Origin of the sequence: Thauera butanivorans, assembly GCF_048398245.1 — a bacterium.
In the GTDB taxonomy this organism is placed as follows: domain Bacteria; phylum Pseudomonadota; class Gammaproteobacteria; order Burkholderiales; family Rhodocyclaceae; genus Thauera; species Thauera butanivorans.
In genome coordinates this window covers 4268221-4280173 of record NZ_CP183038.1, presented here as the reverse complement: position 1 = coordinate 4280173, position 11953 = coordinate 4268221, and the positions used below count along the sequence as shown (strand labels likewise).

General features: G+C 67.3%; 14 protein-coding genes and 1 riboswitch. Of the genes, 11 read left to right on the top strand and 3 right to left on the bottom strand.

Features of this window, described 5'->3' with window-relative positions; genetic code table 11:
* Nucleotides 1–93: 93 nt before the first annotated feature.
* Nucleotides 94–630, top strand: a complete 537-nt coding sequence (locus ACNQFN_RS20705; RefSeq protein ID WP_068635271.1) for a MotA/TolQ/ExbB proton channel family protein — start codon at nucleotides 94–96, stop codon at nucleotides 628–630.
* Nucleotides 627–1022 (top strand): DUF2149 domain-containing protein, encoded by a 396-nt coding sequence (locus tag ACNQFN_RS20700; protein WP_245650842.1) that lies wholly within the window; start codon nucleotides 627–629, stop codon nucleotides 1020–1022. Before ACNQFN_RS20705 ends, ACNQFN_RS20700 begins: the two co-directional genes overlap by 4 nt.
* Before the next feature lie 79 nt (nucleotides 1023–1101).
* Here the strand turns inward: ACNQFN_RS20700 and ACNQFN_RS20695 are convergent, their stop codons facing one another.
* The gene (locus tag ACNQFN_RS20695; protein ID WP_068635272.1) at nucleotides 1102–1686 is read right to left on the bottom strand and encodes a CBS domain-containing protein; all 585 of its coding nucleotides are present in this window, start codon (nucleotides 1684–1686) and stop codon (nucleotides 1102–1104) included.
* Between the two features lie 233 nt (nucleotides 1687–1919).
* Nucleotides 1920–2239, top strand: a riboswitch (cobalamin riboswitch).
* A 139-nt stretch (nucleotides 2240–2378) separates the two neighbouring features.
* Between ACNQFN_RS20695 and ACNQFN_RS20690 the strand changes: the two genes are divergently transcribed.
* The 9 genes from ACNQFN_RS20690 (at nucleotide 2379) to ACNQFN_RS20650 (ending at nucleotide 10599) form a co-directional block, all read left to right on the top strand.
* The gene (locus ACNQFN_RS20690) at nucleotides 2379–4499 is read left to right on the top strand and encodes a TonB-dependent receptor (protein ID WP_418647429.1); all 2121 of its coding nucleotides are present in this window, start codon (nucleotides 2379–2381) and stop codon (nucleotides 4497–4499) included.
* Complete coding sequence (locus ACNQFN_RS20685) at nucleotides 4499–5521, top strand: ABC transporter substrate-binding protein (protein ID WP_418647428.1); 1023 nt, start codon at nucleotides 4499–4501, stop codon at nucleotides 5519–5521. The genes ACNQFN_RS20690 and ACNQFN_RS20685 overlap by 1 nt, the downstream gene beginning before the upstream one ends.
* Nucleotides 5522–5583: 62 nt before the next feature.
* On the top strand, nucleotides 5584–6648 hold the full coding sequence (locus ACNQFN_RS20680; protein WP_217999559.1) for a FecCD family ABC transporter permease: 1065 nt from the start codon (nucleotides 5584–5586) through the stop codon (nucleotides 6646–6648).
* Nucleotides 6645–7451: an ABC transporter ATP-binding protein gene (locus ACNQFN_RS20675; RefSeq protein WP_418647427.1), complete on the top strand. Its 807-nt coding sequence runs from the start codon at nucleotides 6645–6647 to the stop codon at nucleotides 7449–7451. Before ACNQFN_RS20680 ends, ACNQFN_RS20675 begins: the two co-directional genes overlap by 4 nt.
* A complete protein-coding gene (locus tag ACNQFN_RS20670) occupies nucleotides 7438–8208 on the top strand; it encodes a CbiX/SirB N-terminal domain-containing protein (RefSeq protein WP_418647426.1) in 771 nt (256 codons plus the stop codon). The genes ACNQFN_RS20675 and ACNQFN_RS20670 overlap by 14 nt, the downstream gene beginning before the upstream one ends.
* A 104-nt stretch (nucleotides 8209–8312) precedes the next feature.
* Nucleotides 8313–8648: an AbrB/MazE/SpoVT family DNA-binding domain-containing protein gene (locus tag ACNQFN_RS20665; RefSeq protein WP_157659090.1), complete on the top strand. Its 336-nt coding sequence runs from the start codon at nucleotides 8313–8315 to the stop codon at nucleotides 8646–8648.
* Nucleotides 8567–8863: a type II toxin-antitoxin system PemK/MazF family toxin gene (locus tag ACNQFN_RS20660; protein WP_418647425.1), complete on the top strand. Its 297-nt coding sequence runs from the start codon at nucleotides 8567–8569 to the stop codon at nucleotides 8861–8863. Before ACNQFN_RS20665 ends, ACNQFN_RS20660 begins: the two co-directional genes overlap by 82 nt.
* Nucleotides 8864–8990: 127 nt before the next feature.
* On the top strand, nucleotides 8991–9974 hold the full coding sequence (locus ACNQFN_RS20655) for a toll/interleukin-1 receptor domain-containing protein (protein WP_418647424.1): 984 nt from the start codon (nucleotides 8991–8993) through the stop codon (nucleotides 9972–9974).
* A gap of 208 nt (nucleotides 9975–10182) precedes the next feature.
* Nucleotides 10183–10599 (top strand): VOC family protein, encoded by a 417-nt coding sequence (locus tag ACNQFN_RS20650; protein ID WP_068635285.1) that lies wholly within the window; start codon nucleotides 10183–10185, stop codon nucleotides 10597–10599.
* An 88-nt stretch (nucleotides 10600–10687) separates the two neighbouring features.
* Here the strand turns inward: ACNQFN_RS20650 and ACNQFN_RS20645 are convergent, their stop codons facing one another.
* Both ACNQFN_RS20645 and ACNQFN_RS20640 read right to left on the bottom strand, forming a co-directional pair.
* A complete protein-coding gene (locus ACNQFN_RS20645) occupies nucleotides 10688–11371 on the bottom strand; it encodes an energy-coupling factor ABC transporter permease (protein ID WP_418647423.1) in 684 nt (227 codons plus the stop codon).
* Nucleotides 11372–11441: 70 nt separating this feature from the next.
* Complete coding sequence (locus tag ACNQFN_RS20640) at nucleotides 11442–11915, bottom strand: vWA domain-containing protein (protein WP_418647422.1); 474 nt, start codon at nucleotides 11913–11915, stop codon at nucleotides 11442–11444.
* Nucleotides 11916–11953 lie beyond the last annotated feature (38 nt).

Here is an 11953-nt window from a genome sequence, read left to right as displayed (position 1 = left end):
AGGCGCTGCTGTTCGAACATCCAATCGGGCAGGCGATGACGCGTTCCGTTTTCGTCGTCCGCGTATTTCCACTTTCCCCGGAGAAAAAGAAGCATGTCGCAAATCGTCGAATCGGCCATGTACGGCCTGTCCCAGTTGTTCCTGCTGCCGGTGCTGCTGCTGGTTGCCGCCTTGTTCTTCTACGCCTTCTACGCGCTCGGCTGCTTCGTCGTGCAGGCCAGGCAGCGGCAGCGGGGCGAACTGCGCGCCTTCGAACTGCGCGCGGCGCTGAGCGAGCGCCCGGGCCTGCACCTGACCGCGCTCGAAGCGATCGCGGTCAAGCGCCTCGAAATGCTGCGCATCGCCAGCCGGGTCGGTCCGATGCTCGGTCTCGTCGCCACGATGATCCCGATGGGGCCGGCGCTGATGGCGCTGGCCGATGGCCAGTTGCAGGAAGTCAGCCGCAACCTGATGGTCGCCTTCTCGGCGGTGATCCTGGCCCTGATCGCCTCGGCGATCACCTATGGCATCGCCAGCGTGCGGCGGCGCTGGCTGGCGACCGAACTGGCCGAGATCGAGCACGAAAACCTGCCCGAGGCGCAGGAGTACGACGACCCCGTGGCACCGCTGGCTGCGGAGGGCGTGCTGTGAGCATCCGCCCGAACGCTCCCGCGGCGGCGCTGCCGCCGGCCAGGGCGCGCGGTGCCGGCGGCCCTCGCCGTGCCGGCCTGCGCCTGATGGACGACATCGAGGCCGACGATCCCATCCTGTCGGTGGTCAACCTGATCGACGTGTTCCTGGTCATCATCGCCGCGCTGCTGCTCGCCGTCGCCAGCAACCCGATGAATCCCTTCGTCCAGGAAGACGTCACCGTCATCAAGAACCCCGGCCAGCCCAATATGGAGATGATCGTCAAGAAAGGCGAGATCATCGAGCACTACCAGGCCAGCGGCGAGATCGGCACCGGCGAAGGCTCGCGTGCCGGTGTGGCCTATCGGATGAAGGACGGCTCCTTCATCTATGTGCCTGAGACGGACGAGTAAGGCATCATCTGGATGAACTGCGGCGGGCGGAGGGCTTCGTCCGCCGCCGCCGCAGGCCGCGAATTCAGTTCGCCAGGATTCAGCCCGCCAGCGCCGCCTCGATTTCGGCGAAGGTGCGCGGCAGGTCGAAGCCGAGCACCGGCACGCCGAGCAGGCGGCCGATATGGGTGGCAGAGAACAGGCCGCGTACGCGCGGCTGGCCGGTCGCGGGGTCGGTATCCTCGATCAGGATGTGCTGGCGGCCGAGCTTCTTCAGTGCCTCCAGCACGTCGGCGACGCGGGCGGTCAGGATTTCCCCGAGATACAGCGTGTCGATGGTGGCGATCGGCGTCATCAGGTCGCCGACCGTCAGTTCGTCATGCCTGCAGGAACGCGAGCGGGCGATCTGCAGCGGCTTTTCGCCGAGGATGTCGCGCGCGGTGATGAGGCCGGCGACCCGCTCCCGTCCGTCGAGCACCATCAGCAGGCGCACGCCGCGCGAAATCATGCGGGTGTTGGCTTCGCTGACCGGATCGTCGGTGGTGATGGTGACTGCGTTGACGCGGGTGAAATCGGTCATCGCCTCGACGGCGGGCGAGTCCGCGCCGATCAGGTTGAAACCGGGAATGCAAAGCGAGGCGTTCGGGGACAGCTTGTGCGCCTGTACACGAGTCGGCAAGGTCATTGTGTCTTCCTCCAGTGGATTATCGGTATTGTTTGTGGGCACCAGGGCCGTTGACCACTCTAGCATCGTGGATTCTCTGGCGCACGGGTGTTCGAGCCGACATTGCGGATTGCGCAGGACATGGCGGGCGGAATTCACATTCGGCAGGCGTGCCACGGTCGTGATCGACTGCTCGCCGCTGCTATATACTGCTTGCCTGCAACGCGACTTCGCGCAGGTTCGTGCCAGATCGCGCTGCGGAAAGAACTACAGGTGCCGGGCGGCTCCCCCGATGAAGCCGCCCGGTTAAACGGGAACAAGGTGCGTACGGCCGGAGCGATCATCGTTCCGGCCGTGCAAGGCCTTGGCTGCCCCCGCAACGGTAAGCACATCGGGATTCACCCCGGCTCCGGCCGTCGAGCGATCGACGCCGGGGCCAGCCACTGATGCGCCACGTGGCTTCCGGCACGGAAGCGCGCGAACGCATCGGGAAGGCGGTGAGTCCGGTATCCGGCGCTGCGCGCCCGGATACGCTGTGCGAGCCCGGAGACCGGCCTGTTGGCGCCGTGCATCCCGCGTTGGATGTGCGGCATTCGGCAACAGACCGTCTGCGGGGAAGCAGGTGGTGGCTCAAGGCATTTCCGGGCGCTGCGCGCAGGGATGCCGTGAAGTGCCGCCGCGCATGTCCAGACGGTCAGAACTTCGATCTGACCATGAAACTCACCAAATCTCGTGTCTCCTGCCGTACCGCAGCGCAGCTTCGGCCCGTTCCGTTCGCCCTGCTGGCGATGTTCTGCAACCCGTGGCTGTCGGCGCCCGTTATGGCGCAAACCACCTTGTCACCCGTGGAGGTGACGGCCGCGCCCGAAGGCGGCCTGGGCCTGAGCCAGCCGTCCGCGACCGGCAGCCGCACCGGCTTGTCCGCACAGGAGCTGCCCGCCAGCCTGGAGCAGATGGATGCCGACACGATGCGCCGGCGCGGCGACTTCGGCATGGCGGAAGCCGTCACCCGCACGACCGGCCTGACGTCGCAGGGCACCGGCGGCAACGGCGGCCTGTCCTTCTCCGCGCGCGGTTTCGCGGGCGTGAACTCGGTCGGCGTCGCCGAGGACGGCACGCGCATCGGCACCGCCGCCGGCACGATCAACTATCCCAACACCAGTTGGGGCTATGAGCGCATCGAAGTGCTGCGCGGCCCGGCTTCGATCGTCTCCGGCGCCGGCACGGCGGGTGCCGTCATCAACGCGGTGCGCAAGCAGCCCAGCCGCGAGCGCTCCACAGAACTGCTGCTGGGCGTGGGCCAGTACGACACCTACCGCCTGGGCGTGGGCGCCGCCGGCCCCATCGGCGAAATCGCCAGCTACCGCGTCGACGTCTATGGCCATCAGTCGGACGCCAAGCGAGACCATGCGCGTTCGCAGGGCGGCAAGCTCATGAGCACGCTGCGCCTGCAGCCGTCGGGCGACCTGCGTTTCGAACTGCTGGCCGACATCAGCGAACAGAGGCCGGGCGACTACTGGGGCACGCCGGTCTACAACGGCAAGGTGCTGAAGCATCTGCGCCACGAGAACTACAACGTCAGCGACGGCGTGGTCCGCTACAAGGACACCCGCCTGCGCGCGCGGGCCGAATGGACGGCCAACGAGTGGCTGAGCATCCGCAACGAGGTCTATCACTTCGCCTCCGACCGGCACTGGAGGAACGTCGAGGGCTATCGATACGACCCGGCGACGGACACGGTGTCGCGCTCCGACTATCTGGAAATTTTCCACGACCTGGAGCAAACGGGTAATCGCCTGGAGGCGACCATCACCGCCGGCGAGCACAAGGCGGTGATGGGCTGGGAATACTCGCAGGCCGACCTGAGGCTTTCCAACAACGCGCCCTACGGCGGCTCGTCCACCGTCTCGGCGCGCGATCCGATCCATGGCGTGTGGGTGAATCCGGGTATCACCCAGCCCAAGACCGATACCGATACCACCCAGCACGCTTTCTACTTCGAGGATGCCTGGCGCTTCAGCGGCAAGTGGCAGCTGTTGTTCGGCGCGCGCCGCGACCTGAGCGACTACGACCGCCGCGACCGGCTGACCGGCGTGTCCTTCGGCAAGAAGCTGTCCGGCACCTCGTGGCGGCTGGGGCTGACGCACTTCGTCAGCGAGGATCTCAGTGTCTATGGCCAGGTCAGCAAGGGCTACGACCCGATCGACAACATGCTGTCGCTGAGCCTGGCCAACAGCGCGTTCAAGCTCGCTTCGGCGAAGCAGGTCGAAGTGGGCCTGAAGCAGCAGTTCGGCCAGGGCCTGGGCGAATGGACGGCGGCGATCTATCGCATCGAGAAGGACGACATCATCACCCGCGACCCGGTGCAGCCGGCGATCTCGGTGCAGGGCGGCAGCCAGCATTCCAAGGGTATCGAGCTGAGCGCGGTGCTGCGGCCGACCCGCGCCTTGACGCTCGAAGGCAACTACGCGCTGGTCGATGCCGAGTTCGACGAACTGGTCGAAGCCGGCGGTGCCGACCGTGCCGGCAACCGGCCGAGCAACGTGGCCAGGCACATCGCCAACCTGTGGGGCCATTACCAGATCGGCGACTGGCAGGCTTCGCTGGGTGCGCGCCATGTCGGCAAGCGTTACGCCAACAACGCCAACTCGCTGACGCTGCCGTCCTACACCGTGTTCGACGCCGCCGTCAGTTGGCAATACGACCAGAACACCACGCTGCGGCTGCTGGGCCGCAACCTGACCGACAAGGTCTATGCGGCGGCTTCCTATGGCGGCAATTTCATCATGGGCGACGACCGCCGGGTGGAATTGATCGCCGAAATGAAGTTCTGATGCTGCTGGCCGTTGAGGGAACAGCAATGTGGATCGAGCGTTTCCTGTTGGCGGCCGGCGCGGGTGTGCTGGCCGCCTGCGCCCCGGATATACCGCCGGCCATGTCGGCGCCGCTGGCGGCCGAAAGCCGGGTGCAGCCGGTCAGCATCGACGTCTGCGGCGAAACGGTGCGCTACGACACCGTGCCGCAGCGGGCGGTCACGCACGACGTCAACATCACCGAGATGTTCCTGTACCTCGGCCTGGGCGACAGGCTGGTCGGCTACAGCGGCATCCGCGGCAACAAGAACATCGCGCCGCAATACCGCGAGCAACTGGCCGGCGTGCCCGAGCTGTCCCGCCAGGGCATGAACATCGAAGCAATCGTCGGCGCCGGTGCCGATTTCGTCTTCGCCGGCTGGAGCTACGGCTTCCGCGAAGGCGAAGTGACGCCCGCGGCCTTGCGCGAGTTCGGCATCCAGTCCTACATCCTGACCGAGTCCTGCGTGCGCAAGGTGGCGCGCACCCGGGTATCGCTGGAAGATACTTTCAACGACATGCTCAACCTGGGGCGGATCTTCCGCATCGAACCGCATGCCCAGGCGCTGGTCGAGCAGCAGCGCGCCGAGCTGCAGGCCGTCACCGATGCCCTGAAAGGCATCGAATCGCGCCCGAAGGTGTTCGTCTATGACGGCGGCACCGACAACTTCACCACCTCGGGCCGCTTCGGCATCCCGAACGCGATGATCGAAGCGGCCGGCGGGCGCAACATCTTCGACGACATCCCGAGCAACTGGCCGCGCGGCAACTGGGAAGACGTCGTCGAGCGCAACCCCGAGTGGATCGTCATCATCGACTACGACCACCCCGGCCCGCAGGGCAAGATCGACTTCCTGCGTTCCAAGCCCGAACTGTCCGAAGTGGAAGCGATCCGGCGCGGAAGCTTCGTGGTGCTGACCTATGCCGAAGCCACGCCCGGACCGGGCAACGTGGCACGTGTGCGCACGCTGGCGCAGGCTTTCCACCCCGGGCGCGTGCAGTGATGCAGGCAAGTGGAGCGGAGGTTCGCGCAGGCAGGTCCGCAGCGCCGGGCAGCCGGGCGCCTGTGCCCGCATCGGTCCGCCGCCGCATGCCGGTGCTGCTGGCGGCGCTGGCGGGCCTGCTGCTGCTGTCGATCACCTTCGGCATCACGCTGGGGCCGGTGGATATTGCGCCGGGCAGCGTCTGGCGCATCGCCGGCCACGAGCTCGTGCTGCGCCTGGGATTGCCCTCCGCGGCAGGCGAATGGACGCACGCCCAGCACCAGATCGTGTGGCTGATACGCATGCCGCGCGTGCTGCTGGCGGCGCTGGTGGGCGCCGGGCTGGCGGTGGTCGGCGTGACCATGCAGGCGATGGTGCGCAACCCGCTGGCCGACCCCTATCTGCTCGGCGTGTCGTCCGGCGCCTCGGTCGGCGCGGTGCTGGTGCTGGCCTATGGTGTGCTGGGCTTTGCCGGTGTCTACGCCTTGCCGCTGGGCGCGTTCGCGGGCGCGCTGCTGGCCTGCGTCGCGGTGTATTGGCTGGCGCACAGCAGCGGCAGGCTGCTGGCGCCGCGGCTGATCCTGGGCGGCGTGGCGATCGGCTACTGCCTCAGCGGCGTCACCAGCCTCGTCACGCTGACCGCCGGGCAGCGGGAGCTGGCCAATGCGGTACTGTCGTGGACGCTGGGCAGCCTGGCGGGCACCCGCTGGGACGAACTCGGCCTGCCGGCGCTGGTGCTGGTCGCGGGCATCGCCTGGCTGCTGCTGCAGGCGCGCGGGTTGAATGCCCTGCTCGCCGGCGACGAAACCGCCAGCACCCTGGGCGTGGATACGACGCGGATGCGGCGCGGCCTGTTCGTGCTGGTGTCGCTGCTGACCGGCGTGATGGTGGCCGTCAGCGGCGCCATCGGCTTCATCGGCCTGATGGTGCCGCACGTCACCCGCATGCTGGTGGGCACCGAGCACCGCCGCGTGCTGCCGGTGGCGGCGCTGGTCGGCGCCATCTTCCTGGTGTGGGTGGATGCGGGCGCGCGCATCGCCTTCGCACCCACCGAACTGCCGGTGGGCATCATCACCTCGCTGATCGGCGGGCCTTTCTTCGTCTGGATGCTGTATCGGCGCGGCATGTCGCCCGGAGTGGGGCGATGAAGCTGCAGGCCCGCGATCTGCGCTGGCGTCCACCCCATTCCGGCACGGCGCGGACGATCGTCGAGGACGTGTCGCTGCATGTCGGCGAAGGCGAACTGGTCGGCCTGATCGGCCCCAACGGCAGCGGCAAATCCACCGTGCTGCGAATGATCTACCGCATCCTGCGGCCGACGGCGGGCGCAGTGGCGGTCGATGGCCGTGACGTGTGGGAAATCTCCGCGCGCGAGAACGCCCGCCTGATGGCGGTGCTGGCGCAGGAGCAGGGCGGCGGTGTCGACGCCGGCGGCGGCTTCGGCGGCTTCAGCGTGTGCGAAATGGTGTCGATGGGGCGCACGCCGCACAAATCGCCCTTCGCCCGCGACGACCGGCACGATGCCGGCATCGTGCAGTCCGCGATGCAGCGCACCGGCGTGCTGCCAATGGCCGAGCGCAGCTTCGCCACCCTGTCCGGCGGCGAGAAGCAGCGCGTGCTGATGGCCCGCGCGCTCGCCCAGCAGGCCGGTCTGCTGGTGCTGGATGAGCCGACCAACCACCTGGATGTGCGCTACCAGTTCGAGATCATGAACCTGATCCGCAGCCTGGGCGTCACCGCCATCGCCGCCTTGCACGAGCTGCACATCGCCGCGCACTACTGCGACCGGCTCTACCTGCTGGAGAACGGCCGCCTCGCCGCGAGCGGCACTCCCGCCGAGGTGCTGACCGAAGAAACTATCGCCAGCGTTTACGGCGTCCGCGCCGCCATCCGCCTGCACCCGCGAACCGGCAGGCCCCATATCGAATTCATGCCCGATGATCCCGTCTGAATCCCCGCAAACCCTGCCCGCCGATACCGCGATCATCCTGCTGGGGCGCGGCGGCCTCGGCCCCGCCGCCAGGGAAGAAATGCAATCCATGGTCGAAGGCGTGCGCACGGCTCTGCCGGGCGCGCAGGTGGAAGGCGCCTTCGTCGACCGCGAAAGCCCGTCGCTGCCCGAAGCGCTGGACGCCTGCGCCGGCGCGCGCCGGATCGTCGTGCAGCCGGTATTCATCCCCGGCGACAAATCCCTGCTGCGCTGGTTGCAGAAAGTCGCCCTGCGCTGGCGCGCGCGCCAGTCGTCAGATCGGCCGCTGCCGGAAATCGCCTTCGCCCCCGCGCTGGGCAGCCTGCCGGAACTATCGACCTTGCTGGCACGCCAGACCTGTGCCGCCGGCCGACTGCCCGACGTCGCGGACACGGCGGGCGAGGACTGGCAGCGCGACCCCATCGCCTGGTCCAACATCCCGCCGCACCAGCGCCACGTGCTGTTCTGCCTCGGGCCGCGCTGCGCCGCCCTCGGCGCGGCCACGCTCTGGCAACACCTGGGCGACCGCCTGCGCGCCAGCGGCAAGCTGCAGAAAACCGTGATGATGCTGCAGACCAGTTGCCAATACCCCTGCAACCACGGCCCGCTGATGATCGTCCATCCCGATGGAACCTGGTACGGCAAGCTGGACGAGGCCGCCATCGACCGCATCGTCGAACAGCATCTGGATCAGGGGACGGTGGATGAAGCGTATTGCGTGTATCGGCGTGGGGGGTGACTCAAAGCTGGTACCTGGCCTGATGGAGCGTCGACGTCGACAGCGCGGTTGTTGATACGGCCAGGCATGTTTATATTTTGTTTAAACATTTGCTGGAGACCGGCATGGCCGACACCGTCCTCGACATCAAATACTGGGGCAACAACCTCGGCGTGCGCCTGCCCGCGGCCGTGGCCCGCGCCGCGCACCTGCACGTCGATCAGCAGGTGCGCATCAGCGTGGAAGGTGAGCGGATCATCATCACGCCGCTGCGCGATGCGGCCCTGACGCTGGAACAGCGCCTGGCCCGCTTCGACCCTGAGCGCCCGATCGCCAGGACGTCATCTGGATCGACTGCAATCCGCAGCGCGGCCATGAAATGCGTGACGTGCATCCTTTCCTCGTGCTGTCGCCCAAAGTGTTCAATGCGCGTACCTCCCTGGTCATCGGCCTACCCATGACCACCGCGGCCTACGATGCCGACAACCCCTTCGCAGTGGCGGTGGGCGCGGCCAGCGGCCGAAAGGTCGGGCAAACCAGCTACGTGCTCTGCCACCAGCCCAAATCCTTCGACTGGCGCCTGCGCGGCGGTGCGCCCCACCCGATGAAGCGGATCGACGATGCCCGCTTTGCCGAAGTGCTGGCACTGCTCAATCAGATCGTGCAACTGGCCTGAGCGGCGAAGAAACCCCGGTTCGGGTCCCGTGTGAAGATTCGCGAGTTGGCGTAGGCTGTCTCGCTCGCACAGGTGCTGTGGACAGGCTATGTTCAGGTAGCGAGCTGCGGCTTGCCGGGAGAGTGTGATGCAAGGGATCTTCGTCAGCTACAGGCGTCAGGACAGCCAGAGCGCCGCTGGTCGGCTCAGTGACCACCTTCGCGACCATCTGGAGCAGGTGCCGATCTTTCGTGATGTCGAGACGATCGAGCCGGGAGCCGATTTCGTCGATGCCATCGAGCATGCGCTGCAAGCCTGTGCGGTTCTGCTGGCGGTGATCGGTCCGCAATGGCTTTCCGTCGTCGGCGAAACCGGCGGCCGCCGGCTCGACGACCCGGCCGACTACACCCGGATCGAGATCGCCACCGCCTTGAAGCGTCCCGGCGTGCGGGTGATTCCGGTGCTGGTCGAGGGCGCCGGGATGCCCTCGGCGGAAGCGCTGCCCGGCGACCTCGCCGAGCTGGCGCGGCGCAACGCGGTCGAACTGTCCGACAAGCGCTGGGAATACGATGTCGGCCAACTGGTCGCCACCCTGCGGCGCATTCTCGCGATACCCGAACCACGGCCGGTGCCACCGCCGCCGCCCGAGCCTGGCGGCAGTTACTCGAAGCGCTGGTGGATCGCTGCGGGGCTCGGTGTCCTGCTGGTCGGCGGATACCTCGCCGATCAGCAGGACGAGGTCTGGATGCCGGAGCCATCGGCCGTCGACTCGCCGACGATGCGGGACATGCCGCAGATCGATTACGCAGCCGCGCCCACGCCTGCCGCGGCGCTGCCGGCGCCCGCCGGAACGATGCGGCCCCTTACTGGACTGTGGCACGACACCGGGGGCGGCCAGATCGAAATCGTCCAGCAGGGCCAGCAACTCGTCTTCCAGGGCATGGGGGAGGACGGCTACGTTGCCGGCCGTGCGCTGCTGAACGGCAATCGCGGCGAGGGTACGCATACCTTGAACGGCTATCTGCTGCATTCGAGCTTTGTCGTTTCCAGCGATGGTTCGCGGATCGACGTCGTCATCCTCGATCCCGGCACCGGCCAGCGCCATGCCACCGTCCTGCTGCGGGCAGACTGAGCGGCGGGATTGCAGCGAAGCGGGCGCCGCCTGGCAGCCGCAGGGATACCGGCTGTGCAACTTTGTCGAGATGTCGAGGGCGTCTATCCGGTTTTCGGCAAGCCGCGGCAGTCGTTGATGAGGGGCACATTTTCTTCTCCTGCTACACACACTCGCCCATGACTTGTGGTGATTCGATAGCGTATCGACCTGAAAGAGAGGAATTGAGATGCTGAAAATAAAGCATATAGACCACCTCGTGCTGAGGGTGGCCGATGTTCGGCCGATGCTCGATTTCTATGTCGATGTGATCGGCTGCTCGTTGGAAAGGGTTCAGGAAGAGCTTGGCCTGTATCAGCTCAGGGCGGGTGCTTCGCTGATAGACCTGATTCCGGTGGATGGCCGCCTGGGAAGCATGGGCGGGGCTGCGCCGGGGAAGGCGGGCAGGAATCTGGATCATTTCTGCCTTCGCATCGATCCCTTCGATGCAGAGGAGATCATCCGCCACTTGGAGAGCAAGGGGGTCGAGCCCGGCGCTGTCGAATCCCGCTATGGAGCGGAAGGCGACGGGCCGTCGATCTATGTGGCTGATCCGGAGGGAAATGTCGTGGAGTTGAAAGGGGCGCCGTGGGCGTCCGGCGGCTGATGCCATTCGCTGCCGCAGTGCGAACATCCTGCGGGCTGGCCACCCTGAAACGGCGGGCGTTTGGTGCGCCCGCCGTTTTGCTGTTCGTTTATCCCTGCGCCCCGGTATACAGGCGCTTCTCCACGAACATCGTATTGCGCAGACCGTTGAGGAATTTCGCCGCGGCCAGTACCGCGAGGTCGATCAGCGGTTCGACGATGACCACGGTCATGTAGGCGGCACCGAAGGAGACGACCTGCGACAGGTTGTCGGCACCGATGCCCTGGCCGTAGAAGGCCCAGAAGGCGACCCAGGCGACGATGCCGCCCTGGTAGGCGAGCGAGAGCTTCAGCGCCTGGCTGTAGCGGATGTCCACATATGGCGTGTCGGCGGGGATGATCTTCCTGGCCAATACGGCGGTGGCGAACAGCGGCACCAGCAGCGTGGTGAGGTTGATGCCGTATTGCGGCAGGTCGAAGGGCGCGAACAGCATGCCCTGCGCCAGCAGGCCGCCGGCCAGCCCGATCGCCGCCGGGGCGAGGCCGAAGATCAGCAGCAGCGTGGTGCCGAGGATCAGGTGGACTTCCGAGACGCCGACCGGGTGGTGGGGGAAGACTTCGAAGAAGCAGAACACCAGCAGGCTGCCCAGTGCGGCGCGCAGCAGCAGCGAGGCGGCGCCGTCGCGCCTGATGGTGTCGAGCGAGGTCTTTGCGGTGCAGGCGAGCGCCGCGGCGGCGGTGCCGTAGCTCAGGAGCATCTTGGCGCCTTCGACGATTCCGGGTTCGATGTGCATGGTTTTCTCCTTGGAAAGGATGGGGGTGGGCGCTGCGGGTTACAGGTGAGGGGCGGGGGCTCCATCGGCTTCAGGCAAGATCGGCGGCGCGAACCACTTCCGCGCCCCAGGCTGAGCCGATGCGCGCGGCGCGGCCGAGCGCAACCGCCGCATCGTCGAAATCGATCACGGTGCAGATGTCCGCATCGCGCGGGCGCGGGGGGATGTCGTCGAAGCGGGCGTCGGTCAGCAGCCATAGCGCGACGTGCTGTTCGGGCGCGGCTCGCCGCCGCTTGCGCAGCAAGGCGTCGGCAAGCGCCACCGCCGAGCGTGCCGGCGTGGCGCCACCGCCGGGAATGGCGGCGATCCAGGCTTCGTTGAAGGCGACGGCCTTGCGCGGCGGCTGCAGCACGCGCGCCTGCTGGCCGGAGAAGCCGATCACCGCGAGCTCTTCGCGGCGGCGGTAGAAGCCGGCGGTCCAGCGCAGCAGCAGGCCCTTGGCCAGCGACAGCCGCCGGCCCTGCAGCATCGACGCCGAGCAGTCGAGCAGGATGCAGTGCAGCACGCCGCCGCCGGTTGGCGGCGCCCGCCAACGCAGGTGGG

Excerpts from the sequence above, each read along its gene's own strand:
- ACNQFN_RS20705 (WP_068635271.1), top strand. The coding sequence starts at position 94 with ATGTCGCAAATCGTCGAATCGGCCATGTACGGCCTGTCCCAGTTGTTC.
- ACNQFN_RS20695 (WP_068635272.1), bottom strand. The coding sequence starts at position 1,686 with ATGACCTTGCCGACTCGTGTACAGGCGCACAAGCTGTCCCCGAACGCC.
- ACNQFN_RS20690 (WP_418647429.1), top strand. The coding sequence starts at position 2,379 with ATGAAACTCACCAAATCTCGTGTCTCCTGCCGTACCGCAGCGCAGCTT.
- ACNQFN_RS20685 (WP_418647428.1), top strand. The coding sequence starts at position 4,499 with ATGCTGCTGGCCGTTGAGGGAACAGCAATGTGGATCGAGCGTTTCCTG.
- ACNQFN_RS20675 (WP_418647427.1), top strand. The coding sequence starts at position 6,645 with ATGAAGCTGCAGGCCCGCGATCTGCGCTGGCGTCCACCCCATTCCGGC.
- ACNQFN_RS20670 (WP_418647426.1), top strand. The coding sequence starts at position 7,438 with ATGATCCCGTCTGAATCCCCGCAAACCCTGCCCGCCGATACCGCGATC.
- ACNQFN_RS20665 (WP_157659090.1), top strand. The coding sequence starts at position 8,313 with ATGGCCGACACCGTCCTCGACATCAAATACTGGGGCAACAACCTCGGC.
- ACNQFN_RS20660 (WP_418647425.1), top strand. The coding sequence starts at position 8,567 with ATGCGTGACGTGCATCCTTTCCTCGTGCTGTCGCCCAAAGTGTTCAAT.
- ACNQFN_RS20655 (WP_418647424.1), top strand. The coding sequence starts at position 8,991 with ATGCAAGGGATCTTCGTCAGCTACAGGCGTCAGGACAGCCAGAGCGCC.
- ACNQFN_RS20650 (WP_068635285.1), top strand. The coding sequence starts at position 10,183 with ATGCTGAAAATAAAGCATATAGACCACCTCGTGCTGAGGGTGGCCGAT.
- ACNQFN_RS20645 (WP_418647423.1), bottom strand. The coding sequence starts at position 11,371 with ATGCACATCGAACCCGGAATCGTCGAAGGCGCCAAGATGCTCCTGAGC.